The sequence below is a fragment of the Enterococcus sp. AZ063 genome (assembly GCF_051715045.1).
Taxonomy (GTDB): Bacteria; Bacillota; Bacilli; order Lactobacillales; family Enterococcaceae; genus Enterococcus_D; species Enterococcus_D casseliflavus.
On sequence record NZ_JBIOTA010000001.1, the window covers coordinates 2,600,947 to 2,627,560 of the forward strand.

Below are 26,614 nucleotides of genomic sequence, written 5' to 3' on the forward strand. Positions count from 1 at the left end.
AAAAGGGTCCAGCGAATTGGCGTACATTTCTGTTGATTTCCCGATTGAGTGTAAGCTGAGGGTTTTTCAGATGGTCATCGAGCAAACTCGGCAGTCAGTTAGCTTCTCGGCCCATTTTTCTGCCCACAACAAACAAAAAAGCCTATCTCGAAAGATAGGCTAAACGCTCCAAAGCGTTGATATAAGGAGAGTACAGGATTTGAACCTGCGCGCCGGGATGAACCGGGTCGGCGGATTTCGAGTCCGCTGCATTACCACTCTGCCAACTCTCCATAACAGTTATTTTCGCTAGTTTTATTAAAAATGTCAAGAAAAATCTGCACCCAATAAGTAATGGGATGCAGATTTTTTGTTCTTTAATCGAAGATGTAGCTATCTTTCTTTTCGATTACGCCTTCAATGGTCTCGTTGATGATTTTGATGATCTGGTCATCGGTGGGTGTGATGATACCCGCCGACATTAAGGAAGCCAAACCAGTCACAACGATCCATGCGCCATTATGTAGTGCATTTACCGCATCTTCTGAAAGATCCGCATATTTTTCTTCTGATTTGATCAAGGATTTGAAATAGGTCGATGAAAAATCATGCATCAATTTCCCACCGCCATAGTCGTCGATAAAAAGGGCGATGTAGAGATTGTGCTGCTCTTGAGCGAAGCGTATATAATTCAGGCCTAAATCAACAAGTTTGTCTCCTGTTCGAACAACTGGAAAAACATTTTCCGATAAATCTTTGAAAACAGCCTCCACCAAGGTATTTTTTAAGTCCTGCATATTTTCGAACTCAAGATAAATCGGTTGAGTAGAAATTCCCATGTGCTTAGCGATATTCCGGGCCGTAAAATTGCCAAAACCTTCTCTATTGATCAGTTCATAAGCGGCCTTCAAAATGTGTTCTCTTGTATAGACCTTCCTTCGCATCAATAAATCCCCCTTTTTATATTTATTTAATTGTAACCGAGATATTCATTTTTTTAAAATAAAACACTCCATCCGTTATCTTATTTCTATTCACTTTGTTCATTAAAAACGAATGTTTACTAATTAAAAGAAGTGCTTCTCCTTTCATTTATCACAAAAAATCCTACGCATTGACTGCTAGTTATTTTTCAAATCTACTTTTCTTCCTTGTTGAAAACTCGCTGAAATTGTACACTAAGAATGTAGTGCGCAAATTCGATTGAAAAAGGAGTTTGGAAATGGCTGAATCAAAAGAGCTATTATTGGAGACCTGTTTGTTGGCAGGAAAAATCATGATGGAAAACGGCTCGGAAGTCTATCGAGTGGAAGATACAATGAATCGAATTGCAGCAAATGCCGGGGAGCAAGGCAGCATTAGTTATGTAACAGCAACTGGACTTTTTATGGGCTTACGCAGTAGCCACTATGCACAAGTAGAAAATGTTCATGATCGAGTCATCAATCTCGAAAAAATTGTTGCCGTCAACGGATTGTCCCGTGCCTATGCTGAAAAAAAAATCTCATTAGTGGAACTGCACGAGGCATTAAAAAAGGTCAATCCAACGACACCAAGTTTTCCTTATTGGCTGCAGGTGTTTAGTGCGGGCGTGGTCAGCAGTACTTTAATGATTATTTTCGGCGGTGCTTGGTTTGATTTTCTAGCAACGTTTGTCATTGGCTGTCTGGGATTTTTATGCGCCTATTGGGTCAAAAAAGTCATCGATATCCGCTTTTTGGATATGTTTTGCGCCTCTTTACTGATCGGCACTTTGTCTCTTCTAGCGGTCTTTCTTCATGTCGCACAAAACGTCGATAATTTGATTATCGGTGCCGTCATGCCCTTAGTTCCTGGTGTAGCGATCACCAATTCCTTTCGGGATATTTTGGCAGGCCATCTCATCAGTGGGACTGCTCGGGGAACTGAAGCTATTTTCACAGCTGCCGCGATCGGTGTTGGCATCGCCACGGTCTTCACCTTATTTGGAGGGATCTCATGACGATTTTTATTCACCTTTCCTTTAGCTTTTTAAGCACCGTGACCTTTGGTATCTTGACCAATATTCCTAAAAGAGCCTTAGTTGCAACAGGCATCGCTGGAACGGTTGGCTGGATGATCTATTGGTCATTGAAAACGATTGGCTACGGTCTAGGAAGCGCCAACTTCTTAGCCGCATTTGCCGTCGGTTGCGTCAGCATCTTTTTTTCCCGCAGAAAAAAAATGCCCATGATCATTTTTAACATTCCTAGCCTCGTTCCTCTCGTACCGGGTGGTCCTGCCTACAAAGCCGTTCGAGAATTCGCTTTGGGCGACAACTTTGTCGGCTTTGAAAATCTGATGATCGTTGTCATCACCGCTGGGGCGATCGCTGGAGGCTTCATGATGACGAGTGTGGTTGAAAAGATCGTTAATCGTTGGCAAATGAAGCGAACGAAAAAACATCCCTCAGATAAAAAAATCTCCTGAAACTATTGGTGCGCAGAAACTATAAATTTTTCTTATTTCAGACTTTAGTACAATGTTTTCTTTTCGGACTTCTTTTATAATAAAGGCATACCTTACAAAACTGTTTGACGTTTGTCATTTGTTTTACTGGATTTTTCTGGTCTCACCCCGTATAGTGGGATTATGAAACATAAAGGAGATGAAGTCCTGTGAGCATAGCAACTTCTCGTCGTATCATTAATACGATTTCTATTATTGGCTTAGGTTTATCTATCGCATTAACGATCTATTTTATCAATCTAGGTGTTTTCAAAGACATTAATGCACTGCGAGGTCTAGTTGGAAATTCCGTTATCTTAGGACCAATCGTCTTTATCCTTTTGCAGATCTTGCAAGTAGTGATCCCGATCATTCCCGGTGGTGTCTCCAGCGCTGCGGGTGTCTTGATTTTCGGTCCTTATCTAGGATTCGTTTATAACTATGTAGGAATCAGTATTGGTTCTGTCATTATTTTCCTGCTAGGCCGACGATACGGTAAACCATTCATTTTAAGTATGATCAGTGACAAGACTTACGATAAATATATTGGCTGGTTAGATAACCAAAGCCGATTTGAAAAACTTTTCGCCCTTGCAATCTTTCTACCAGTCGCCCCAGATGATGCCCTTTGTCTAATGGCTGGCTTGACCAACATGACAGTGAAGAAATTTACGTTGATTATTTTGTTGGCAAAACCTGCTTCAATTTTCTTGTACAGCATGGCTTTGATTTATGGTGGAACATTCTTAACTGGTTTGTTAGGCGGATAAGAAAAATAGGTAAGAAAAACGATCAATTCATTGAGCCGAACATGAAGGAGCTGCTTTTCATACAGGGATCTATACCTGTGGCGAATGTGCTTCTGAAACTGTTCGACTCTTTTTTTCCGCCTTTCTAGAATAAATAGGAACCAAAATACTTACTTTTGTTAGGATGACGACCATGAATTATTTAAAAAACAGCTTAGTCAACACTTGGGATTTTTTGAAAGACAGCAACGCCTACTTCCGTGATGTGTTACTGATGCACGGTGCTTTGTTGTTCTTAGTGATCCCAATCTTATCGGCTTCCACCAAGTTCGTCTTAAAACGCGGGGGCTTGCCTTACCTTTCTTTTGATAATATCGGCAGTATCTTTACCGACCACCCAGTCGTGCTGCTCTCATTAACACTGATTTTACTTTTGATTTTATTAGCCGTCTTTTTTGAGTTTACTTTTTTGCTGCTAAGTGTCTATTTTATTAAAAAGAAACAGCCGATCAGCTTGCGGCAATTGTTACGGATGACTGTTTTGCAGTTGCGTAAATTACGGCCGATGACCTTTTTATTTTTCCTGTTTTACTTCTTACTGATTTTACCGATCGGTGGGTTGAGTTTTAATTCTGATTTACTCGCAAAAATCAAAATTCCCGCATTTATCATGGATTTCATTTTTGCCAACCGTGTCTTGATCATCGGGGCAGTGCTGTTGGTTTATGTTTTGTTGATTTACTTGGGGATTCGCGTGATCTTTGCCTTGCCAGAAATGATATTACGTGATCTGCCCTTTCGAAAAGCGATCAAAGAAAGCCTCCAAGTAACAAAACGACGTTTTTTTGCCATCGTTGGACAATTTGTCTTTATCGGTGGTAGCATCTTGTTGATTTCAACACTGGGCTTCACTTTGCTGATTACCATTCAGGCGGTGATTGAAGTTGTTACACCGGACTATGCGTTGTATAGTGCTGTTTTTATTATGACTTTCTTGCAATTTATCTTGTTACTGAATGTCATTTTATCGACGGTAGCCATTTTTTACATCATCGTTGATTTCATGGATGATGAAGGCTTTTTACCAGAGATTCCTTCATGGTTCCACCAAGAACCATTGAACCAGCGTCATTTCTTAGGTCTAAAAAGTTCGTTGTTTACCTTGGTAACGGTGCTTTTCGGTGTCGGTGTTAGTCTATATAATATGAACTATCTGACTTCAGCTGCTTCAATCCATCCGGTAACGATCTCCCATCGAGGGGTCAGCGACGGACAAGGGGTCCAAAATTCTCTTGAAGCACTACGCTTTACTAGCGAGAAGTACCAACCGGATTACATTGAAATGGACGTCCAGCAAACCGGTGATGGTCATTTTATTGTTTATCATGATTTTTCTTACCGTCCGTTGACAGGTGGTCAGGGCAAACCAGAGCAATTGCCTTTGAGTTACGCCGAATCACTGACGGTTTCGGAAAACAATCAGACAGCACGTATTCCAACCTTTGATGAATACTTGGCGCTTGCCAACCAATTGGACCAAAAACTGCTGGTGGAGATCAAAACGCAGCGAAAAGATACCGAGGAACTTGTAAATGCCTTTTTAGCAAGATATCAAGAGGACCTCCTTACAAATGGTCATATTATGCAAAGCCTCTCCTATACAGTGGTTGAAGAATTAAAAGATAAAGCACCTGAATTGACGTCAGGATACATCATGCCCTTCAATGTCGTGGGGCCACCACTGACTAGTGCCGATTTTCTGACAATGGAATACAGTACGATCAACCGCAACTTCATCGCTTCTGCCCGAACCGATGGCAAGGAAGTGTTCGTTTGGACCCCCAATGATGCGGATACTATCAGCCGGATGCGTTTTTACGGGGTGGACGGGATCATTACTGACCAGATGGGGATCTTAAATGAAGAGTTGAGTGTGACGGAAGAAGATATGACTTATTCAGACAAACTATTGAATTTTGTGATCGGCGTTGGCTGATCTCACACGAAGAAAAATGCTGCTCACGGTGTTCCGTTGAGCAGCATTTTTTGCTAGTTGGTTAGGCAACGTTCGTTTGCGTACAAATTTTATTGAAACTGACGATCATCCGACGATTACAAGCTTCTACTTGTGCTTGATCTTCTTCTTCATAACTTGAAACGACGATCAACGCCGTATGTACGTATAGTTTTTCCACCACACCAATCACAGGCTTGCTCGCCCCGACAGGTTGGCAGACATATTTTTCACCGATCGTAATATTCTCCATATCCTCACCTCAACCGTTTTCTTTCTTAAAGATATAATAACAAAAAAGCATCGAATTGAAAACGTTTTATTTCAATTCATCACGCATTTGTCACCAAAAAATGACAGTTTCGTTCGTTGAAACCCACTGCTTTGTTCGTGCGACTTCTTAAAAAGCATTTTATACTAAAGGAAATCAAAAGGAGATGAGTCAAATGCCAATTATTCAAACCTGTATCTTTGGACTATTGTCTGCTGCGTTGCTTTGGGGATTAAAAGAAGACCGCTGATTTATTGGACCAACGATCTAGTAACACAACAAATGCGAAAATAAAACAACGCCTTGAGCCAATCAGACTGGCTCAAGGCGTTTCTTTATCGAATTATAGACGTTCGTTCAATTCTTTTGCAAGATCTTCAAAACCTGGTTTGCCAAGTAAGGCGAACATGTTTTTCTTGTACCTCTTCCCCATTTCCTATTGTTTCCCATTTACCAAAACCTTTTAATAGCAGTACTTTTATTAGTGTTTTTTGTTTCTAACTTTTCTTATATTTAGATTCACTATCACCAAAACTATCACCAGAAATTTTAGATGTTTCTATCGATTCTAATTTTAAATTTATAATTCTGTTCGCTTTACATAGGGAACAAACGTTCGTATACTTTTTCGTAAGGAGTGATAATTATGGGAATGATTAAACCTTATGAGGATCGTAAAAAATTAAAGTGGATAGGATTCTTCTTATCTGAACATACAACTGATATTGATAGAGTTGACAAAGAGTTAGCTTATGTATGCCCTCCTAAACCAGAAATGGATGAAGAAGAAATAGGAAAGTTTCTTCAAGAAGCGCTTATTAAACACAAAAAGTTAGCCGTGCAACTAAATTATACTCAGTTGGGAAAATTTATGCCTGATATAACCGGGTTTCTGTCTGGTCATAACGATCTGGGAATCTACATCGGATCCACCCTCATAGAATATGGTGAAATTCGAAACATAGATTTCTTTTCTGAGAAAAAGTGGTTTGATGTGTAATGAACATAATCAGTCAATATGAGCAGGGCTACATCTCCTACTCCAAGTTTCTTGAAGAGTTTCCGGATTCGATTTCTGAATCTCAGGAGTACTTATTTGGAACTCGCTGTGTAGAGTTTTATGTTGCCGTCAAATTAGTCAAAACTGATTGTCATTATTATGTGCAAAAATACGGAGGCGATCAATGTGAAATCATTGAAGGGTGTAGTTTCGAAGATACGAGTGTTGAAGATGAGCAAGACCCCTTTGGTGCGGTTCTCGCTTGATGGAGTTAACTGCTTGATTGCAGCGCATAGTTTAAACTTCCTAGCCGATGTAGATGAGGGAATGCAAATTGTGGTTGCTGGTGAGTTTAACGATCGGAAGTAGTTTGTTGTGAAGAAGTACACTGTCATTGGCAAAACGAAGATGATGATTGAATTTGAAACAATGAAAAAAGACCTTAGCTTTCGCTAGGGTCTTTTTATACTTGATTTATTCATGATCTTTTTCGACTTGCGACTCATAATAATGCTCAAAACCTTTAATTAAGATTGCAATAACGTAAAATGTGCTAGCAAATCCCATTGATGTAAAAGAAATCCAAAGTGTAGTTACTATATTTGCAATCAAAGAGTTAGAATTACAATCGAAAAAAAGTAGTATAAAAGTCATCAATGAACTGATAAAAAAAATTAATGTAGATATTAACAATCTATCCATTATTTTTATATCCGTACCTAATTCTTTTAATGCGTTTATAAACTTTGAATTTGAAAAAGCTGGAATAAGCGAGAAACTTGATAGAAACATTGCTGTTGCCAACGCCGAAAAAGATAGAGAAGCAGACATTATGTCAGTAAAATTGTTAATTTTTGAAGGACTAATTTTAAATATCCCCCCCGCCAAAATTGCTGCAATTCCAACTATGAGCACAACTTTATTTCGCTTCATTCTTCCTTTCTTCATTCTGTATTTCCTCACTTTCAATGCGGGATATTTTAAATTTTGTCTTTAGAAAATCATAATGTACATCAAATGCGTTGTTTAATAATCCGTAAGCAGCCTGATCATCAATTTCCTTTTCAAAAAAAATCTTTCCTGAATAATTTAATTTATTCTTAATTAAATCGATACTATCTGTAACTCCATCGGCAATACCATCAACTTTTAAAGCCTTAATTTCAAGATTATCGACAGTCATTAAGTCTTTGACCTTTTTCTTAATGCTAGGTTTTGACAATTGATTAGACTTTAAAACCACATATAGTTCTTCTCCTTTGGCTTGTTTAGCAAATTTAAAATCACCAAACTCATCCCTAGTATCATCCTTATACGATTTAAAATTATCTGGGCTTGCTACTTTATATGAAATTTGGTCGACTATATCAAGTTTTTCTATTCTATTATAGCCATCTTTATTTAATACGATTTCAAATTGTAATCCTCTAACATCAACTAATTTACATATAAATCTTCTTAAATCATAGGTATTTATAGTACCTCTTCTGGCATAAACTGCAAGGATATTTCTGAAAGGATCAAAAATTATTTGAGTGTCAACAACAATTCCTTCATTCTCTTCATGCTCGATCTCGCGTCTTCTCTCATCAATAGTTTTAGATACATCTGCAACTACGATTTCTTGATCAAAATTTACCCGAGAAATTGTTATCAACCAATAATAAACAAATTCTCCATGAAATTTTTCTTCGAGAGTTCTTTTTTGCATAGCTTGTATATAATAATCATCACTGTCTATCCTTAAAGTAGGTATTTTGCTCCATTTTCTTGTTTCAAAATTTGTAAAAGTCGATTCTAACACTTCTCTAAATTCATTTATACCACCTTTTCTTCCGGGGGTCAGTCTAAAAAAATTAACTTTTGCGTCTCTGTTTTCCATATTTGTTTTCTCCTTATTTTTTTATCTGCTAACTAAATTAAACCAAAAGGAAGTCTCAAAAACAAGCGTTTTCTAAGACTTCCACAGCAGATATGATTATAAGAAGATCACATTCCAATTGTACCAAACATAAGTTCTTATTTCAACAACAAACAACCACTCCTGGGGAGGAGTGGCACAATTAGATGAAAAAGTTTTTTATAAGGTGATTTAATTATATGAACTATTTCTAAATCGTTCAAACCATTTGCTCAAAAATAACCCACCCTCAAGGAGAGTGGGCCTGAAAAAAGATATAAAATGAAATAGCCCCGGTCAAGGCTATGATTCCATTCTACAAGAACATAGTTTTTATTTCAACAAAAAGTCCACCCTAGTTATGATAGAGTGGACTAAAAGAAGAGTAAACAAATGAAAAATTGGATTGGTTGGTATGAGTCTACATTACAACTTTTATTAATTAAACTCAACCAATTTATGACGATTTTCTAATCAAGAATATCTATTACATTGAAATAATGCTAAAATAAAAAAATCGAGGAGTACTAGGCACACTTCCCCAAGCATTACCGCCTAATACTCCTCGTAAAGTATTGCACGCACCTACTAATCTATAGGATAAAGTTGGTTATTGCAAGTAAAACGAATATGATTTATGTAAAAGCCCGCCCTAGCGGGCTATTTTTTAAACTACTGTTTTTTGAAGCTCTGTAAAACTTTCTACAGTTTTGATTTGTTCACTCCCACGAGGCCAACGATATTCCCTGCAAGCTGCACCTGTTGCATTACGTACCATCGCTCTAAAGTGTTTGACTTTTTCATCATTGTTCAGATGAAATCGTTTATTCCCCCATACGCCATATCCATCACTGATATTTCCTTTTGCTTGTGGTTGCCAATAAATAAACATGCCAATTCCTCCTAAGATTTTTTCGATTTCTGGTGTATCCTTGATTACTGATTCTTGATTATTTGAATTGATCGTATATCCAAATAATTTAACAACTTCTTGAACTGCCTTATCAAGATTTGGAAGCAACTTATTCATGTCACCCAGATTATCAATAAAGCCCCATTCAATAAGTAATGTGCGCCCATTTGAGTTGCGAATAACGTACAAGCTAGTAGTTGCTTTTGCACCACGGTTAAATAGCCCGGTTACTTTGGCAATAGTAGCAGAGACTTTTTCTGCCATTTGTCTAGCCGATTCATCGCCCGCCCAATACCAAACTTCGACACCGTTCGCAGTACCATTAAAAGCATTCAAGTGATTGCTAATATGATAATCTCCCGGAAAGTTGTTCATATTCGTCACAATATTACCCAAGTTTTGATTGACTGAGGTCGCTTTATAATCTGAAGTATCCGGTGCACCAGTATAAGAGCGCATCAGCTCATTTATTTTATGTGCAATTTCAGCTTCTTTATATCCGCAGCCTAAAGCACCAGGATCCATCATATTTAATCCCCAATGACCACCATGCGAATCTTTAAACGCCATTCTATTCACCTCTTCCTACATAAAAATAATCTTCTAATACTTCGCCTAAATCAGAACCCGTCTTTTCACGCAGATTCTTCGCGAAAATGAAGGATTCATCCTTGCCTGTTTTGCTGAACTCAGTTGGAAGTACATATTTAAGTTCATTTGATTGATTCATTGCATGTGAAGCATCTTCTACTGGATCAACCGTTCGAAGTGTTTGCTCGTTAGCAACTTTTTCAAAGTCACTTATAAAATTCTCTTTGTTTCTCATATTCATCATCCCTTCAAGTTAAAAAGAGCAACCAGTGGCTACTCCTTCTTTTTTGTGAACTCCTGTCCATCACCATAGTCTGGTTTTTCTTCAGTCGGAGTTTCATTATTTACTTTTAATCGTTTCATAATAGGATCAAAGATATTTGTTCCAACACCTAGCTTGTTTAAATTCTCCAAGATACTAATCAATTCATTTACCATTTCTAAGGTGTAAACACTAATGATCACGGTGACTGAAACAATACCAGGCAACACCACTGTTAAAGGAACGATTGCTACCATAACCAAGAGCAAGGCGAATTTCTTCAACAAACCAGTACTCATCTTTCCTGACTTCAAATCATGATTGGTGTAAGCTTGAATAAAGCCAGTCAATACATCAATCGCCATTAGAACCAAAATAAATACCAGCCAAATCACAATTTTCCCGTATTCATCCTTCATCATTTCCTGTGCCCATAACAACATTTTCATATCCATATATCTCACTTTCCTTTTCTATTTTTGACAATTAGCAACATAAAAAGAGCAAGCACTATGCTTGCTCCTCTGTTAACATTTCAATGAGTTTTGCTTTAGAAACACGATTGATTTCACTTAGATCAAGATCTTCTGGTTTAACAGTAATTTGTCCATACGCAGATTCCCTTTGATCATTTTGTGCATCTACAGCAATGTTGTATTCCAAAATTGTCCCGTCTGCTGAATAAACGGGGCTAATGCTGGTCCATCGAAACATAGTCTCTCCTCCTCTACAATGCAATTCTTATCCCACCAAAGGAAACATAGTTTCCTCCATTTGGTGTGTTGATTTGGATTTCCCCAGTTGCCAATACAACTACCCGAGCACCTCTTTTGGTGCTATCCGCAGCGGGTACCAGTTCATTCCTTGTTGGTCTAAATCCAGCAGGTAATATTCCTCCTGTTGGTGAGGCTGATGTACTAAAATCACCAGAAGTCGGCTTAATCTGGCCTCTAAGTTGCAACTCCCAAGATCCGTCAACTAATTGAACTTTCCGATACTGACAAGGGTTATTTTCTGCTGTTGTAAATCCTGATGCATAAGATAAATTTGTCCAACTTGCAGGGTTTAAAGCTGCTGCAGGAAGGTAGCCACCCACACCAGCTTCCACCATATATAATTTTCCTTGCCCTAATTGAGTAACTCTAGAAGGTGCTGAAGGACCAGATTTGTAGGTATCAACAAACCCTTGTACACGATCCATTGTGGTCGTCCAAGTTGATCCGTCTGAACCTGTTCGTGAGATAGTCACATTCCCATCTTTCATAGTAGTAGTTCCAGTATAAGTTACACCAGAATCTGTATAGGAAAATGTATTTACAATCTCTGCTCCTTCTAACCTTTTGAACACCCCATTCTCAGAAAGAATGTTGGTAGCAAGTAAGTTATCAATAGGCATCCCCCACATACTCCAAGCAGTGCCGTCAAATACTTTAATGATCTGAGGAACAACGCTGCTATCTTGCCATAAAGTTCCTTTTGTTGGATTGGCAGGTGCTGTATCAGAGATAACGATCGCATCTTTGCCTTGTTGAGCGACAAGATAGAAATAAGCACTGTAGGTATTGTCCGTATATTTGAATCTGGTACGTGTCCACATATACCATCCCGCTTTAGGTGTGGGTCTTGTCCCTGACCATCCAGACGTTGGCGGAGTTGTTCCATCTTGAGAAATAGCATAGCTGATTTCTTCTGCAGCAACCCCTTTGCCGGGATCTCCGGGGTCGCCTTTTCCACCTTGTAAAGATAGAGCGTAAGAAAACTGCTTCGTAAATGTTTTGCCATCAGCTATGATTGTGATCGGTACAATACCGCTTTTTGATACTAATGCAGTTGTAGCTGTTAATGTGATTATTGATCCACTCACACTAGAGGAGAGTCCTGTCGGCTTAGTCCCTACAGTAATGCTAGTAGGCGTAATTTTATTGATGCCTTTATATACGATCACTTCTGTTGTTGTTGAGCCAGCCAATGCTGAAGTTGTTGATCCGGCAAAGGTGTAGGATTCGTTCGTAAGGAAAACAGTATAAGCATCTGAGCCAGAAGGCCCTTCTCCACCGTCTTTGATTCTAGAAATGGTGAATACATCGCTCACAGTCGCATCTGCCGCCTTGATGGTTAACGTATCAAATACAGCTTTTGTAGGATCGATCGTCACAATGTTACCTGATCGAGTAACTCCTGTAGGAACAGCTGAACCAAAATTGCCACCGTTTAGACTATACGTCCAATTTGAGATAGCGGTGTTCACTGCAGTTCCGGTCACCGCAAAACTAGAAGCTGGAGTGATCTTTCCATCTTTATCAACTGTGATCGCTTGTGTTGCTCCTGATAAAGAAATGAGTGGTGCTGAATCTCCTTTGGGGCCTTGTCCCCCTTGTGGTCCCATGAATGGTGTCCATGGTTTGTAATCGTCAGGATTATCAGACCCAACTTGATTCGTATCTGAATAGAATCCTTCGTACTTAGGATATGCTGCACTATAATTCTCACTAGGCGAAGATGTATCCGCAGTAGCAACTTTCCCCAACTCAACCTTAACATTCTTAATAGTTGGTATACGTCCACTATCGTATACCCCGTAAAATGCCAAGAGCGCTTGGGTCATAGTTGTTCCTGTTTGTAGTTGCGGAGTAACCGTCACACTATAGCGTTTGTATTCAGTTGTTGCTTGGACTGTAGTTGTTCCAATATTGTATTTAGTTCCAGATCCGTTTTGAGAATAAACTTGTATCGGACCTGAAACGGCAGATTTCAAATCAAACGATATTGTATATTCAATCCCGATACCATATTTTTCAAATATAGGAGCTAAATCCCATCTGGAATCATTTACAAATTCCCTAGAAGCAGTTTTTTCGAATCTAGAAATTGAAAGTAAATTCTCATTCGGATAAACCTTGGTAAACGTCCCATCTGCCATCAAATATCCACGATGTGGGTAGTATGTTTCGCCTGGTTCTCCTGGTTGTCCATCGTCAATATTAGTGACTGTCACCTCAGCGCCACCACGCACATTCCCCGAATCATCTGCTACTTCAAAACGAAAGACTGCTTTTTCTTCGATATCTGCAGCATTGATTGTCACTGTCTTGGTATTTGAAAACGAAATACCATCTTTATACCATTTCAGACTAAAGGTGTCTGTTACGTCCTTGATACCATCTCTAACACGAGCAGTTAATGTGGTACTGCCGAATCCATTCTTAAATACGATTCCGCTGCTTGTAAGGATTTCGAAGTTGTATGTTTTGTTCGCTTCAATTAAAGCTTGAACCTGTGCTAACAGCGAAGCATCGATTTCAGAGCTTAATTCTTTTACATTTGAAATAACTGCTTTACGGATAGATGGATTGGAGAGACTCTTTTCAGTTTCAGCCACACGTACAGATAAATATAATGTAGGATTATAGCCGTCATCCTCAACTATGATCGTATCCCCTACATCCACATCGAATTTTCCATCAATTTCATAGGTCACTTCTGGTGTACTTAGCTTTTTGAGTTCAGAAAGCATATATCCTAGTAAAGCTTCTTGCGAAGTATACTCGGTATCATCCGCTTCATAACCAATATAGCGCTCATTTTCACTGGCAAATAAGTTGGATGGAAAATTATCTCTAGCTAATGGGGCATAAATTCTTGGTTGTCCTTTTCGTGTGAAATATTCCAGATTGCCATCTTCGTTGTACCAATTACGTTCGATGTCGTTGATTGAAAGACCGTCTTTTCCATAAGCCAATATAGCGGTATAGATACCATCACTTATATCAGAGGTTTTAGTAATACCTGTTATTCCTTTACCATACTTTAATATGACATCTGAACGATTTTGACCTATCCCTTGATTGTGTCCATCAGAATATTCTTTATAAACATTCAAGGTAACTTGTTTCAGGGTATAGTCATCATTCAATTCTGTTACGAATTCAAGCTCTGCTGAGAATACAGTTGCTAAAGAAAACAATCTGGCAAGGATTGTTTGGGTCCCTTCCCACTTATTCGAAATTTTAGCTGAAGAAACTTCATTTACTCCTACAGCAAGAACATGCTCTGGATCAAAAACATTTAGATACTGTTCGAAAGTCATTGAATTTCCGGTATATTCTCTCCGAGTCTCGTACAGAAGTTCAAACATAGTTGAATAAGCTGTGATCTCAACGACTTTTTCGTCTCTAACAACTTTGACAATATTCAAGTCATAGTCTTTATTTTTCCATCGAAAAGCAAGTTTATTGCCTTCAACAAGATACTGAGAATCTGAATGTTTTGCTGCAGTTTTAAATGTGAACTGACTAGCATTTCCTTTGACATATTCGTGGAGACGATCGTTTTTGAAATGCATCGCCTTTGGTGCTGCATTATTAAAAAAAGCCAGTACTTGATCGTACTGACTCTTTACCGCTATGATTGGAATCTCTGTCATCATCCATACACCTCTCGCATACTTACTACAACATCAGGTCTTGGATCGCTGAAGTCTGAATAAGAAAACTGAATCTTTGTTTCTCCTGGCGGTACAAGAAAGAAATTGCTACCGATTACATGTGCAATTGGTTTCTCATTCTCATAAGCCTTTCCCGCTTCACCGTCAATATAAACATCCGTTGACTTTGCAAAACGATTTGGAACATCTTTGTCATAATACACGTTATCTTTTCTTAACTTGACATAAAGCCACCCCATATTTCGTAAAGGAGTGCTGCTTCCATGTGCAGCAGACATGATTGTCACATTTGTATAGTTAATCGAATCATCGGAATCATTAATTGTATGTGTGCCTCCATCTGGAAACTTAATGACAATTTGCTTTCCTTTTTTGGAAATTTCGAACATGCCACTATCCCAAGCTGTAAATTTGTTCTTAGCTTCTGCTAAATCAAAATACTTGGAAGTAAATTTGGTAGTTGCGGCTCCTTCGTTTGATAGTCCACCATCAAACACAATCATTTTGAAGTTATTATTCCATCGGCGATCTTTTTGGATCATAATGCCTGTCCGATATTTTCCATCTGCAGTAGCCAAGATAATTGCCTGTACTCCTCCACCCTCAATTTGTGTATTCGCAAACCAAGGTTTAAATTGAAGAGCCCACTTGTCACTAACTCCGACCTCTCCATGACTATCGGCAGGCAGTTGTAACTGTTTTGTTACACCATGGTACTTAGAGCCTGTTCCAAGATTTGCCCAACTCAGATATGATTGGCCTTTGTTTGTCTCCGGTCTCCACGAACCACCTGCGACAAAATCTGATGGTTTAAATGGTACAAAACCAGCATTAGTTGTCCAGGTATTTAATGCATCATAACCAATCGCGTTTACTAACCATTCCGACTTTTCAGCAGGAACAGTATCCGTTTCATCAACTTTTCCAAGTTGAATAGCGCCATACTCAGATGCAATCCCAATATAGCCGTTTTCATAGTTCATATGAATATCATAATCTAACCATGCAGATTCTGATCCGTTGTTTGATACAGTCGCTTCGAGAATTCCTTCCGAATTTAATGTTGCTGGAAATTGTTGGACAGTAGTTGATCGAGCGATACTTTCTGGAATCAGCCAATTAATAGTCCCCTTACCTAAGAACACTATTTCATCAAAATTGAGTGTTTCTTTTGGAATTGCATAGAAAACTCTATTTGGAAGATTACCAAATATTAAAGGTTTAGGTTCAGTAACATTTAAAATACGCTGTAAATCATCATACTTTTTGCCTAAATCATTTCTCATGATAAATGGCATCGGTATCACTTTAGATTTATATGTTGTATATTCAAAATCAGATCCTCTAGGAGTTCCTTCTGTTTCTGATATCGATGGCTGCCAATTTGCACCAACAAATGGAGTGAATCCTCGTAATATATCGATATATTCTCCCAGTTCGTATCCATTAAATTTTACAGAAAATGTCATTGTTTCGGTTTCACCCCATTCAGCATGTTTTTAAAAGATTCGGATGTCGCTTGTTCTTCGTTAATTGGTTCAGCGAAGATTCTAGAGAATTCCCTCTTGTCTACCTCTTGTTTGAATACAGCAGGACGATTGGCCAGTTTTACAATAGCATCGATCATACCACTATTTGAATTACCTGTGATGTAGCTAGTATTTATTATCTGATTTAAAGAACTTGTATTCCCAATATTTCCCACGCCTAGAGCAGATTCTGGTGTCACGTTACGCATTAGGTCACTAGAAAGTTTGTTCATAGCCTTTACAGCCTTTCCAGCGTCGGCTTCAATACCAATTGCAATACCTTGAGGAATATATTTCCCTACTTGATCTCTCATCCATCTAGAAGGAGAGTGAATACCCAAGGCTCCGGTGATTTTATCTTTGATTCCTCCAGCAACTTCTGATATTTTATTCTTTACAGCATTTACCATCGATCCGATTCCATTTATTAATCCTTGAATAACATTTTGGCCTATTGAAAATAGATCTATATCTCCGATACTTTTAAAGAATCCTTTGATAGCATCGATTTTCCCAGAAACAACCGACTTCGCAGTTTCTAAAACATTTGTAATAGTATTCTTTATTCCTTCAAGAACCGAAGAAGTTACCTGCTTAATGCCTTCCCATACTTGGGACCAATCACCTTTTATAGCGCCAGTAATAACTTTGATAATCCCTTGAATAACGCCCATAACTGTATTTATTATTATTTGAATGTGGTTCATTACACCGCTAACAACAGCCATTATTGTGCTAAGCGATGATTGAAAAGTAGCTTTGATTGCAGACCAGATAACCTTAACGATTGCTGTAATTGTTGATCCCCAAGTATTCCAAAAATTCTGAATTGCTGTAAGAACAACTGTAACTATAAGTTGAATTGCACCTAAAGCAATTGAAAATGCTACTTGAATAGCTCCCCAAACTGTTTGAACAGTCGTTAAAATCAGTTGCTGATTCTCGTTCCACCAGGTTACAAGCCCGCCCCATATCGACTGAACAAAGGAGACAATAGCGGTTATTATCGGCTGCATAAAAGCTTGTATAGCATTCCATGCTGTTATAACGGCATTTTTAAAGCCTTCGTTAGTGTTCCATAGGTAGATAATAACCCCAACCAGCGCACCGATAGCTAACGCAATCAGCCCAAACGGATTGGCAGCCATTGCAGTCTTGAGTAAGCCAAAACTTACTTTAAGTGTATCGATCGCACCCTTTACGTTATTGATTAAATCAGTAATAGCGAGGTACCCTTTGAACGCTAGGAACGCGCCGCCTACTGCGACAATTGCTCCTGTTAGCAAATCTATGACGCCTTTATTTTGACTAATATAGTCCATGAAATTTTGTAACGCTGGTACTACATTATTCAAAATCGCCTCTGTAACGGTTGAGCTAACAGTCCAAAAAGCATCTACAATGGTATCAAATAGCGGCAACAAAAATTGCTGCAGTTTATCGAATACACCTAGTATAATGTCTATTGCTATCGGTATAGCGTAAGATAGCACTGCCGATATTGCCGTCGCCCAGCCACTAATAATTGCTGATAGCTTTGTAATGGTCGACTGTATTCCTTGTAAAACACTTTGAAATACCGCTTTTATCTTCCCGACTCTATCTTGAATCTGAAGAGAAAGATTTTGCAAATCCAAACTAATCCATTTAATTGCATCTTTTATCCACAAAAATGAACCAGAATTAATTGGAGAATCACCGTTCATCCCTTTTGCTAGATTACCTATAAATTCTTTTCCCACTTGTAAAATCATAGGACCAGCACTTGCAAAAAGAGTTGCAACTGCTTCAGGCAATGCTTTCAAAATATTGATTACCATTGGTAAAAAATTCCCAAGCAAAAAGGTAGAAGTAGTTTCTGCTAAAGCATTGAGTGCTGGTAGGATATCTTGGCCCAAAGCCATTTTACCTAACACATTAGAAGCTGCTGCTTTCATAGCAGCAAATGATCCGCTGAATGTTTCTGCAGCTTCTTTTGCAGTAGTTCCGGTAATATCAAGGTTTTCTTGAATAGCATGAATAGCATTATATACATCACTGAGATTATTAATGTCATACTTAACACCAGTTAATTTTTGTGCATCTGCGAGTAGCCTCTTCATCTCCTCTTGAGTCCCACCATAGCCAAGCTTCAAGTTATCAAGCATCGTATAATTTTGTTTTGCAAAACCTTGATAAGCATTCTGAATGTCTTGCATGTTAGTACCCATCTTGTTGGCATTGTCAGACATGTCAATCATAGCCATATTAGCTACATCAGCAGCTTTTGCTGTATCTCCACCAAGGGACTGTAAAAGACTCGCGCTAAAACTAGTGACGTTTTCCATATAGGCATTAGCTGATAAACCAGCAGTTCTATATGCTTCATCAGCATACTTTTTAACGGTTCCAGCGCTACTTTTAAATAATGTTTCAATGCCACCAAGAGATTGCTGTAAGTCCGCTCCCTCTGTAATAGCAGATGAGATTGTTTTACCTAAAGCAACTCCAGCGGCAGTTACTGTTGCTACTGCCGCACCTAATACAAGTTTTAATCCTGTTCCAATTCTTGATCCAGACTGTTCTGCAGAATCTGCTAAATTTTCAATAGAATCTCTAGCGCTTTTAACTTCTTTATCATTGACTGAAACATCAATAACAATTTTTCCATCAGCCATCAGCATTCACCTCCTTGTTTAAGGAGTATTTGAGTTGCAGTTCTCTCATGCGCTCTTTTTCCTTTTCGCTTTCACCTTTGCTAGGCGACCAGTTGCGGATTTGAACAATTTTTGGAAGAATTGTGTCATCAGGAAGGCTTTCTAGGATAGCTTGAAATTCTTCCCAGTGCATTTTCCCTTGCTCTTCAAAAAGATTAATGCCGATTTGACGAAACGAAGCATATATGTACTTAGCATCTTGGACCAAGTCCATACTTTTCTTATCGCTAGATGATTTAGGTGTTGGCATAGGATTGCCTTCTAAGTCATAAATCACTTTCTCTTGAATCCCGATCTGGATATGTCGATTCAGAATCAACTCCCAAAGCTCCATTTGTTTCTCGAAGGTAAGATTAGATTCACCTACAAGGAGATTGATCGCCAAATCAACCTTTTCCCAAGCCATCAAAGATTTATCAGAGATGGCATCTAAAACATCCAAGACATTATCAAAAGCCAGATCTAGCTGATACACACTGCCTTCAAACTCAATTTCAGTGGTCAATGGGTCGTTCAACCGCATCTAGATCACCTACTTTTTCTTCTTTTTGTTTTTAAGAGCTTTTTTCTTCAGCATATTTGCTTTGCGTTGTGCTAATTTGTCTTCACGCTCTTTTGCATCGTTTTCAATTGCTTTAGCAACGTTCTCAGCGATTGGATCAAACAAATCGAATAGCCGAAGTACATCTTTGTGTTTCGAATAGATTTTTTCATATGAACCTTCGCCTAATAATGCATCATATTGAATAGCATTAAGTTCATTAGAGATCTCAATAAGACTTTCAGCATCACTTTTAGTAATATTTTCTTGATCGATCACTAATTTTTCTCGCTTTTTCACCAATGGCGCAATCTTTTCTTCGACTTCGTCTTGAACATCGAAAAAGCGTGTTAATTCCTCGACTGTTGTTCCAAAGAAAAACTCAATTCCTCCGATGTTTATAGGAAATCCAGAACGTTTAATTTCAAATTGCATTTTTGTTTCCTCCTAATAAAAAAAGAGGGCAATAAGCCCTCCCTTTTAGTCTTTAGTTAAAATTGTTGGCGTTGACCAAGCTGAACCGGTATAAGGACCGTCATGCAAGAAACGAGCTTTCTCAACATCCGTTGCGCCAACACCTTTTTCTCTGTAAGTCTGAGCATAGAGATAAATCTTATCTCCAGCTGTCAAATCTGGTACATCTCCAGTCGCTAAAGTCCATGAGTTTGTTTCTGTATAACCCATATTGACAGCTTGTGTTGGCTCTGACTGATTAGCATTTCCATAGTGGATAATGTAGCTCTGCGCCTCTTCGACAGCATCCCAACTAAGCGAGATTGATCCATCTTCTTTAATTTCCCCGGTTACATTCCGGGGCGCATTAGGGTGTGGCTTCCGTTACTTCCGGTGTTTTATCATAAGTGATGGCACAGCTGAATTCTTCCCAGTCAGAAGCTTCTCCAGAGCCTGCTACGATCTTCTCGCTAAGAGTTCCAACTCCTTCGATTGTCGTTCCGTCTGTTTCAATGATCTTATGCCAAACTTTCCGATCATCACCTTTAGTACGTTTTTTCTTTTTGACTAGTTGTTGAGCTTCTTGCTCTGGATCCCAATAACCAGAAAAATTCCATTTTTCGGTTACGCCAGTAACATCGGTTGATAAAGTACCATCTCCTGCATAATCGGCATAATCTTCTGATTGTACATCGCCATCGTCTTCCACAGTTGTTACATAGCGCCCAAATTTCTTGTAGGCGTCTTCCAATGGTTTAGTGTCTGGCTTCGTTGCATCATAATCAGCAACAAAATGTTGCCGTAAGGCGTTCTTTTTTCTTGCCATTAGTTTGTTTCCCCCTTAGGATAATTTGTGATTTTTGCTTTAATATCAACCAAAAAGATGTAAGTACCTGTTTCATCCAGTTGATTGATGAATGGTTTGTTTGTAATGCTAATAGAGTCGAAATCAAAAGAGCCATCAGAACTATTTAGCTCCGACAGCTCTTCTAGATAATTTTGTACAAGCCAAAGTGCATTACTTATTTTCTGCTGATCTTGTGACTTCATTGCAAATTCAAAGTTCAACTCTTGATCTTTTGTACCGTCAAAGAATTCTTGGGTCACTTGACCGCCTGCTAGAGGATATAAAACAAAAGCCTCATCTTTTGGTGGTAAATATCCCAGAACACATTTAAGCGGTAAATTTGGAATAGTGTTCACTGATTGATTTAAGCGTTCTATAAAGTCCACTATAACCCGGCTCCTTTCTTAAATGCTTTTATCCAGTCACTCATAAAGATTGGTTCTGCTTTTAGATCCCATCTCGGACCGGTGCCTGGCGTTGTGTAATTCCAACCGCCCGGCGCATAGAATTGACGTCTAGCGTAAACGGAAATCCATTCTATCTGGCTACCATCCGGTGCGACATTACTCATTTTACGTAGATCACCGTCTTTTTCAGGAACAAAGTTTTCATTCATTGTTGAATGCATCCTAGATGCCATATTGAATTGACCACGCTCAAAGTTTTCAGTTGACAACTTTTTTCTAACTCCACTTAAATCAACTTTGATCCCGGACATCAGACTACCTCCAGTCGCCAACCGATGGACTGTCCGTTCAAAATTAACGGTTTAGAAGTAATGATAGTAAACTCATCGCCATTGAACTCAATTTTGGTTGCTACTTTGAAATCCGGTAGCGGTCCACAGTATCGATCTGTCATAGTGACTGAAGCGCTTGGAGCATCATCAGTAGAGTTTATTCCTGAACGAGTAAGCTTTGAAGCAAAATTAAACCAGCAGTTTTCAACAGTCCAGTCTTTAAAAATAGGTTTCTGCCAATCATCTTCTCCGATTACTTCCTTATAGGTAATCGTGTGACAAAAAGCCTTTTTAGGTGGCAATCGATAATATCCCACTATCCTAACCCCCTAAACAGTAAACCTGTACCGGATAGAAGTAAGATAGCATCGTCAGACATAATAGAGGGAGACTCGTTTGCTCCTGTATTATTGTATCTGCTAGCTTCAGTTACGCTCATACCATCTACTGACCACGATTGTGGACTATTAATTTCAAGTGTTGAGTTAGCGCTGGCTTGATACATATACTCTATTTGAGCAGCAACCGCCTTCTTAAATTTCTTTTTGCGAAAAGCTATGTCTGATTCTAAATCATTGAACTGATAAAAATTTCTCGTTTGTACATCAACAAGATCACAAGCTTTGTTGACTAACTCATCGAACTCGTCTTCAGTCATTGATGTATATCCGATTTCTTGGTATTCCGTATAAGTCAAGTAAGCCATAAGTCCCTCCTTCCAAAAAAGAGAGCTTATTAAGCTCCCTCCGTCACGGTGACTTGGCAAGTTGCAGTTTTGCCATTTACTGTTGTTGCTGTGATCGTTGTAGATCCAGCCGCTACCGCTGTTACTTTCCCTTGTACAGGAGTGACAGTCGCAATTCCCGTATCGCTTGAACTAAATTGAACTGATTTGTCACTTGCTTCTGCAGGCGAAACGGTAGCTTTCAACGTCGCTGTGCCCCCAACTTCAAGAGATAACGTCATTTGATCTAACGTCACTCCTGATGGGGCTACGCTTTTGGGACGTAAGATACATAAATTGCTTTTTTAGCATTATCAAATACAATCGCATCGTAATAGTCCAAACCTTTAATTGTATCACGGTAGCCATTGCGATCTTGACTAGCCGGAACAGTGTCAACCGTACCAAATTTAACGATTGGAGCAATTGCTGTTAGTGGTGTAATGATAAAGTTTACAGTGTCTTCAATTGTCAAACCAGACATACGGCCTTTTGCAACTTTGATGATTGGCACACCACCGTCAATTTGAGCAACCGTACGATTGATTCCGTTAATCTGCATTTGATTTGTGGAGAAAGTTTTGCTGACTCCATCAGCATTTTTCAATAATCGATAAGTAGCTGCCGAAACAAACATCACATATCCGCCAGGAACTTCATTGTCTGTCATGTATTCTTCTGCAGCGTCATATGCAGTGAGAATATTTGCCGCAGTCAAAGTTTCATTGATTTTTTTACCTGCATTGTCGAACATAACTTGAATAGCCACTTTGTCACGATGAGGAACGGTAATCAATCGTTTATGTTCAGTTACAACATTGTTAATTGTCAACGCTGCACTCTCAGATTGATCTAACTGATCTACATCATATGCAAACCAGTCTTCATGAGTAAGTTTGATCGTTTCCTTCTCAATGCTAACTGCACTTCTAGCATTGTCTTGGTTACGTTTGTATTGTGTTGCTTCCACAAATCCACTCATTTTATTGATTCGAACTTCGTTTGCTCCGACAAAGTCAGCTGTAGTGATGCTCTTTGCTCCTTGAGTCAGAACATCCCAAACTTGAGAATCGGCACGGAATTCCTTATCAATAGTTGCTAAGTCTTTACTGTCTAATACTAAAGCCATATTTATTCACCTAATCTTTCTTGAATTTTTTGTACCATCGATTTTTCATTGCTGCCAGCTCCTTTAGGAATGCCCCCAGCAAAGATCGTAGGAGTTGGTTTATCCTCGTTTTGTTCTTGTTGCTGAAATAAGAATGCTTTGCTTTCTTGTAGGGATTTTAGTTGTTCATCAAATCCTTGTAATTTGCCATCAACGACTTTAATCGTGTCCTTGTCTAATTGAGTAAGGACAATGTCCTCATCAAGCGCCTGTGCTTCTTTAAGCGCCAATTTGATAGCAAAATCTTTCTGTTGTTCAGCAAGTTGCTTTTCGGAATTGGTTTTTGATTCGTCAAACTTTGTTTGTAAGTCAGCAAGTTGCTTTTCGAGATCTTCATTACCTTTTGCTGATTCTTTCAACGTGTCTAATTCAGCTTGGTTGGCTTGCAGTTCCTGTTTCGCACTGTCACGCTCACTTTCTGCTGTAGCTACTTGCGCATTAAGTTGCGTTACTGTCTTACCGTGCAAAGCCATCACATTTTTAGCCATATCTTCGTCAATTCCTAAAGCGATTAAGTCTTCTTTTTTCATCAATATTCCTCCTAAGTGTTTTTAGAGCGGCAACTCCCGCTTCGAGTCCGTCTTTTAGAGACATCCGAGCAGGTCTAAAGCAAAACAAAAAAGCCCAGCAATACTAGACTTTTGGATATGGATTATGAATAAACTTGTTCCCGGTCATATGATCGATGTAAAAGAGTTTTGTTATCTTCAATAAATTGACGCAGGACAGCTTGTCTTGCTCGTACAATCGATTTAAAGTGTTCGATATCTTCTTGATAACCTATCCATTCCGAAGCCTTGAGCGACTTCTTAGCCATTCTAATTGATCGCTCTAATCTTCGTTGTTTAGCAATAATTTTAGCGTTTTGTTGAGCAACTTCAGGAGAAACTGGATCTTTCATGCCAGTATCTTCCATAGGTAGTTGAGAATACCAACGGTGATTACAATTAATACCGTTACATCCGGCAGGTGTCTTCCAACCATAGTCATATACGCTAGGTAAATGTTTGAATTCTTCTGGAGCTTGATTCTTGGGAATCATCAGAACATATCTGCCCTGGATTTTGCTACAAGCGTCACGAGCCGCCGGATGATGGCTCATAAGAGCTGTAACTATTCCATATTCGCTTATACCTCTTTCGATCCTCAAATCATTAAATACAGTGCCTGTTGTTGATTTGATCACTTTACGGACATACGTCTCAAGCGTCCACGACTTCCCTGACTTGTCTTTTAGACTGACATCAATCCCTTTTTGAACCATTTCATAGATTGCCCATCTAAAAGCTTTCTGTGGCGTTACCAGACCCCCGATGATTCTTGCGACCGTATCATTCAGAACTTGCTGATACATCTTTGCAATTGAGTTCACTTGATAATTAGTAGACAAAAGTGTCTGATTGATATGATTTTCAAAATCTAACCATTGACTTTCGAAATATTGGTTGAGTATTTGATCGAGATTCGTCCATTCTTTAACAGGCGTTTTAACCAAATTAGCAAGTTTCTTATTTTCTTTGAGATTTTTCTCATAGCCATCCTTAGTAATAATCTCAGCTAGTTGTTCTTTCGTGACACCATTACACTCTTCAACTAACTCGTTAATGGTATCCCAATTCAAAAGGCCTAACTGATCTAGCTTTTCAAGATACCACTGAAAAACAGTGTCTTGAGAAAGTTCGACATTAGTTTTAATCTTTAATCGATCAACAACTAGCTGCATAATTTCTTGTTCAAGAGTTAAGTAAGAATCTTGTATTGCAGCAGACTTAATGTCTAATTGTCGTTGAGTGATTGCCATTTAATCACTCCATTTCCTCTGGCAGACCTGCATTAGACATCATTCCGGATAACTTATCCGCACTTTGCCGCAATCCTAACTGATAAAGCTCCATCGCTTCGTCTTCTGGGAGATTCAAAATTTTCTCAAAAGCTTTATTAACTGGATAACCTAGCGTTATCAGTTGTTGATAAAACGTGAGTTTCTCACTCGTCGATGTAAATGCTCCATCGTCAAAGTTGACACCTACATCATCAAATGACGGAATTGGACCATCGTAGACATTTAATGATTTACCCAGCTCGCAAACAGTGACGGCCAGTTCCTTAACAAACTTTTCAATATTAGTGATTTGCATCGATCGTGTCTGATAAGTTTGAGAGTTTTCGCTGACCACTTCTGTAGCTGTTTTTGTGGATAACTTTCCAGAACTATCGAAAATAAATGTTCCGCTAGAAAGATTTGTTTCCATTTCCAAGGTTCTCAGATGATGATTGATCGCAGCAACGTACTCAGTTGTTCGAATGTCACTTGTTAGATCTTTGATTGTGTAATCATCCATATTTGCACCTGGGATAATTTGGAATGTGTCTTCGTCATCATCAAAGTACATTTTGACTTGACCATTCTCTACACGACTTTTCAGAAGCATCTCACTCGCAGCGATTCGTCTTTTGCCTCGTCTGATTTCCTCATTGAATTCGTCAAACGTCCGGTTAATGCGGTCTAATGTCTTCTTACAGTTATCACAAACACCTAATCCCAAGGGAGAATATGGAGAAATATTATTAAACCCACTTGTTTTTAGATATGCGAATAGCGGTCTGGACAATACGCCTGTATTGAAAGTTGACTGAGGTTCTAGATCATCATAAAGCAAAGATAAATTGACCTGCGATCCTACTATTTCTGGAATCTCCGATCGATATAGCTCATTTGTGACTGTATACATCCCATTTTCTTGCCATTCATGAAATTCTAGCAATGTGTAATAGACCTGTCTTCCGCCTTCTGTTCGAATAGCCCTGAAAGGAATAGCACATTCACTGATATTGTTCGAATTACTGTCTAATGGATAAAAGGCATCTGCTAATGCCCAAGAAAATTCAATTTGATTGGTTTTCTTATCCAAATACGGTCTACATGCTAGGCCACCAAGTGCAAACATTGGCTCTAGATACTTAGCAAAGTTCTTCTTGAAATCGTTGTGTTCGAATACATTTTCGATGAACTCTTTTGCATCACCATCTACTTCAATTTCACATTGCTCATTGAAAACTACTGTTGCATACTGTCCTGCGACTTTTTTCATCATATTGATGCTAGAAAATGGGCGTTTCTTTTTCCTTCCGTTGCTATTCTTAAATTGAATATCGTCATACTTGCCTTCATAGTATCTAAGGCTTTCAATGATTCTGTTATATTCTTCTGACTCTAAGTTGATCTTCGGATGGTCCAAGATCGAGTTAAGACTTTGAACTGGCAAGATAGCCTCAGCCCCCTTTCTAAATAAACTTTTAATTGACTGAATTAGTCCCAATTTTTCAC

General features: G+C 38.8%; 30 protein-coding genes, 1 tRNA gene and 1 pseudogene. 7 read left to right on the forward strand and 25 right to left on the reverse strand.

Annotated features, from left to right (window positions below; genetic code table 11):
- Window positions 1-184: 184 nt before the first annotated feature.
- Window positions 185-272, reverse strand: a tRNA-Ser gene (locus tag IGK61_RS12165).
- Window positions 273-356: 84 nt separating this feature from the next.
- Window positions 357-923, reverse strand: a complete 567-nt coding sequence (locus IGK61_RS12170) for a TetR/AcrR family transcriptional regulator (RefSeq protein WP_010749693.1) — start codon at window positions 921-923, stop codon at window positions 357-359.
- A 278-nt stretch (window positions 924-1,201) separates the two neighbouring features.
- Between IGK61_RS12170 and IGK61_RS12175 the strand changes: the two genes are divergently transcribed.
- From IGK61_RS12175 to IGK61_RS12190, 4 genes are all read left to right on the forward strand, one after another.
- The gene (locus IGK61_RS12175; RefSeq protein WP_074535996.1) at window positions 1,202-1,960 is read left to right on the forward strand and encodes a threonine/serine exporter family protein; all 759 of its coding nucleotides are present in this window, start codon (window positions 1,202-1,204) and stop codon (window positions 1,958-1,960) included.
- Window positions 1,957-2,427, forward strand: coding sequence for a threonine/serine exporter family protein (locus IGK61_RS12180; RefSeq protein ID WP_016608602.1), 471 nt, complete (start codon window positions 1,957-1,959; stop codon window positions 2,425-2,427). Before IGK61_RS12175 ends, IGK61_RS12180 begins: the two co-directional genes overlap by 4 nt.
- A gap of 188 nt (window positions 2,428-2,615) precedes the next feature.
- A complete protein-coding gene (locus tag IGK61_RS12185; RefSeq protein WP_005229140.1) occupies window positions 2,616-3,215 on the forward strand; it encodes a TVP38/TMEM64 family protein in 600 nt (199 codons plus the stop codon).
- A gap of 172 nt (window positions 3,216-3,387) precedes the next feature.
- On the forward strand, window positions 3,388-5,190 hold the full coding sequence (locus IGK61_RS12190) for a glycerophosphoryl diester phosphodiesterase membrane domain-containing protein (protein ID WP_074535998.1): 1,803 nt from the start codon (window positions 3,388-3,390) through the stop codon (window positions 5,188-5,190).
- Between the two features lie 61 nt (window positions 5,191-5,251).
- Here IGK61_RS12190 and IGK61_RS12195 read toward each other — a convergent pair whose 3' ends face one another.
- Window positions 5,252-5,461: a hypothetical protein gene (locus tag IGK61_RS12195; RefSeq protein ID WP_005237189.1), complete on the reverse strand. Its 210-nt coding sequence runs from the start codon at window positions 5,459-5,461 to the stop codon at window positions 5,252-5,254.
- 664 nt (window positions 5,462-6,125) lie between these two features.
- Here IGK61_RS12195 and IGK61_RS12200 point away from each other — a divergent pair.
- The 3 genes and pseudogenes from IGK61_RS12200 (at window position 6,126) to IGK61_RS12210 (ending at window position 6,935) form a co-directional block, all read left to right on the forward strand.
- The gene (locus IGK61_RS12200) at window positions 6,126-6,479 is read left to right on the forward strand and encodes a hypothetical protein (protein WP_438844866.1); all 354 of its coding nucleotides are present in this window, start codon (window positions 6,126-6,128) and stop codon (window positions 6,477-6,479) included.
- Window positions 6,479-6,745 carry a hypothetical protein gene (locus IGK61_RS12205; protein ID WP_438844867.1) on the forward strand — a complete coding sequence of 89 codons (267 nt, stop codon included), beginning with the start codon at window positions 6,479-6,481 and terminating at the stop codon, window positions 6,743-6,745. The genes IGK61_RS12200 and IGK61_RS12205 overlap by 1 nt, the downstream gene beginning before the upstream one ends.
- Window positions 6,639-6,935: pseudogene (locus tag IGK61_RS12210) on the forward strand (hypothetical protein). The gene IGK61_RS12205 and the pseudogene IGK61_RS12210 overlap by 107 nt, the downstream one beginning before the upstream one ends.
- Before the next feature lie 18 nt (window positions 6,936-6,953).
- Here IGK61_RS12210 and IGK61_RS12215 read toward each other — a convergent pair.
- The 22 genes from IGK61_RS12215 to IGK61_RS12320 form a co-directional block, all read right to left on the reverse strand.
- Window positions 6,954-7,427: a hypothetical protein gene (locus IGK61_RS12215; RefSeq protein WP_434237991.1), complete on the reverse strand. Its 474-nt coding sequence runs from the start codon at window positions 7,425-7,427 to the stop codon at window positions 6,954-6,956.
- The gene (locus tag IGK61_RS12220; RefSeq protein WP_438844868.1) at window positions 7,399-8,361 is read right to left on the reverse strand and encodes a hypothetical protein; all 963 of its coding nucleotides are present in this window, start codon (window positions 8,359-8,361) and stop codon (window positions 7,399-7,401) included. The genes IGK61_RS12215 and IGK61_RS12220 overlap by 29 nt, the downstream gene beginning before the upstream one ends.
- Window positions 8,362-9,046: 685 nt before the next feature.
- Entirely contained in the window at window positions 9,047-9,862 is an 816-nt protein-coding gene (locus IGK61_RS12225) for an N-acetylmuramoyl-L-alanine amidase (RefSeq protein ID WP_438844869.1), read from the reverse strand.
- Between the two features lies 1 nt (window position 9,863).
- Window positions 9,864-10,118 carry a DUF5960 family protein gene (locus IGK61_RS12230; protein ID WP_438844870.1) on the reverse strand — a complete coding sequence of 85 codons (255 nt, stop codon included), beginning with the start codon at window positions 10,116-10,118 and terminating at the stop codon, window positions 9,864-9,866.
- A gap of 38 nt (window positions 10,119-10,156) precedes the next feature.
- Window positions 10,157-10,600 (reverse strand): phage holin family protein, encoded by a 444-nt coding sequence (locus IGK61_RS12235; protein WP_438844871.1) that lies wholly within the window; start codon window positions 10,598-10,600, stop codon window positions 10,157-10,159.
- Between the two features lie 55 nt (window positions 10,601-10,655).
- The gene (locus tag IGK61_RS12240; protein WP_438844872.1) at window positions 10,656-10,859 is read right to left on the reverse strand and encodes a hypothetical protein; all 204 of its coding nucleotides are present in this window, start codon (window positions 10,857-10,859) and stop codon (window positions 10,656-10,658) included.
- A gap of 13 nt (window positions 10,860-10,872) precedes the next feature.
- Entirely contained in the window at window positions 10,873-14,568 is a 3,696-nt protein-coding gene (locus IGK61_RS12245) for a hypothetical protein (protein ID WP_438844873.1), read from the reverse strand.
- Window positions 14,568-16,058 (reverse strand): distal tail protein Dit, encoded by a 1,491-nt coding sequence (locus IGK61_RS12250; RefSeq protein ID WP_438844874.1) that lies wholly within the window; start codon window positions 16,056-16,058, stop codon window positions 14,568-14,570. Before IGK61_RS12250 ends, IGK61_RS12245 begins: the two co-directional genes overlap by 1 nt.
- Window positions 16,055-18,775 carry a phage tail protein gene (locus tag IGK61_RS12255; protein ID WP_438844875.1) on the reverse strand — a complete coding sequence of 907 codons (2,721 nt, stop codon included), beginning with the start codon at window positions 18,773-18,775 and terminating at the stop codon, window positions 16,055-16,057. Before IGK61_RS12255 ends, IGK61_RS12250 begins: the two co-directional genes overlap by 4 nt.
- On the reverse strand, window positions 18,768-19,319 hold the full coding sequence (locus IGK61_RS12260) for a Gp15 family bacteriophage protein (protein WP_438844876.1): 552 nt from the start codon (window positions 19,317-19,319) through the stop codon (window positions 18,768-18,770). Before IGK61_RS12260 ends, IGK61_RS12255 begins: the two co-directional genes overlap by 8 nt.
- A gap of 27 nt (window positions 19,320-19,346) precedes the next feature.
- On the reverse strand, window positions 19,347-19,790 hold the full coding sequence (locus tag IGK61_RS12265; protein ID WP_438844877.1) for a hypothetical protein: 444 nt from the start codon (window positions 19,788-19,790) through the stop codon (window positions 19,347-19,349).
- Window positions 19,791-19,835: 45 nt separating this feature from the next.
- Entirely contained in the window at window positions 19,836-20,150 is a 315-nt protein-coding gene (locus tag IGK61_RS12270; protein WP_438844979.1) for a fibronectin type III domain-containing protein, read from the reverse strand.
- Window positions 20,151-20,175: 25 nt separating this feature from the next.
- Window positions 20,176-20,634: a phage tail tube protein gene (locus tag IGK61_RS12275; RefSeq protein WP_438844878.1), complete on the reverse strand. Its 459-nt coding sequence runs from the start codon at window positions 20,632-20,634 to the stop codon at window positions 20,176-20,178.
- Window positions 20,634-21,041 carry a phage tail terminator protein gene (locus IGK61_RS12280; protein WP_438844879.1) on the reverse strand — a complete coding sequence of 136 codons (408 nt, stop codon included), beginning with the start codon at window positions 21,039-21,041 and terminating at the stop codon, window positions 20,634-20,636. Before IGK61_RS12280 ends, IGK61_RS12275 begins: the two co-directional genes overlap by 1 nt.
- A complete protein-coding gene (locus tag IGK61_RS12285) occupies window positions 21,041-21,373 on the reverse strand; it encodes a minor capsid protein (RefSeq protein WP_438844880.1) in 333 nt (110 codons plus the stop codon). Before IGK61_RS12285 ends, IGK61_RS12280 begins: the two co-directional genes overlap by 1 nt.
- On the reverse strand, window positions 21,373-21,711 hold the full coding sequence (locus IGK61_RS12290; RefSeq protein WP_438844881.1) for a putative minor capsid protein: 339 nt from the start codon (window positions 21,709-21,711) through the stop codon (window positions 21,373-21,375). The genes IGK61_RS12285 and IGK61_RS12290 overlap by 1 nt, the downstream gene beginning before the upstream one ends.
- Window positions 21,711-22,100 carry a hypothetical protein gene (locus tag IGK61_RS12295; RefSeq protein WP_438844882.1) on the reverse strand — a complete coding sequence of 130 codons (390 nt, stop codon included), beginning with the start codon at window positions 22,098-22,100 and terminating at the stop codon, window positions 21,711-21,713. The genes IGK61_RS12290 and IGK61_RS12295 overlap by 1 nt, the downstream gene beginning before the upstream one ends.
- Before the next feature lie 29 nt (window positions 22,101-22,129).
- Complete coding sequence (locus IGK61_RS12300) at window positions 22,130-22,360, reverse strand: Ig-like domain-containing protein (protein WP_438844883.1); 231 nt, start codon at window positions 22,358-22,360, stop codon at window positions 22,130-22,132.
- A 26-nt stretch (window positions 22,361-22,386) separates the two neighbouring features.
- A complete protein-coding gene (locus IGK61_RS12305; protein WP_438844884.1) occupies window positions 22,387-23,247 on the reverse strand; it encodes a capsid protein in 861 nt (286 codons plus the stop codon).
- A gap of 2 nt (window positions 23,248-23,249) precedes the next feature.
- Window positions 23,250-23,816 carry a phage scaffolding protein gene (locus tag IGK61_RS12310; protein WP_438844885.1) on the reverse strand — a complete coding sequence of 189 codons (567 nt, stop codon included), beginning with the start codon at window positions 23,814-23,816 and terminating at the stop codon, window positions 23,250-23,252.
- A 122-nt stretch (window positions 23,817-23,938) separates the two neighbouring features.
- Entirely contained in the window at window positions 23,939-25,087 is a 1,149-nt protein-coding gene (locus IGK61_RS12315; protein ID WP_438844886.1) for a phage minor capsid protein, read from the reverse strand.
- Between the two features lie 4 nt (window positions 25,088-25,091).
- Window positions 25,092-26,606, reverse strand: a complete 1,515-nt coding sequence (locus IGK61_RS12320; RefSeq protein ID WP_438844887.1) for a phage portal protein — start codon at window positions 26,604-26,606, stop codon at window positions 25,092-25,094.
- Window positions 26,607-26,614: the final 8 nt, after the last annotated feature.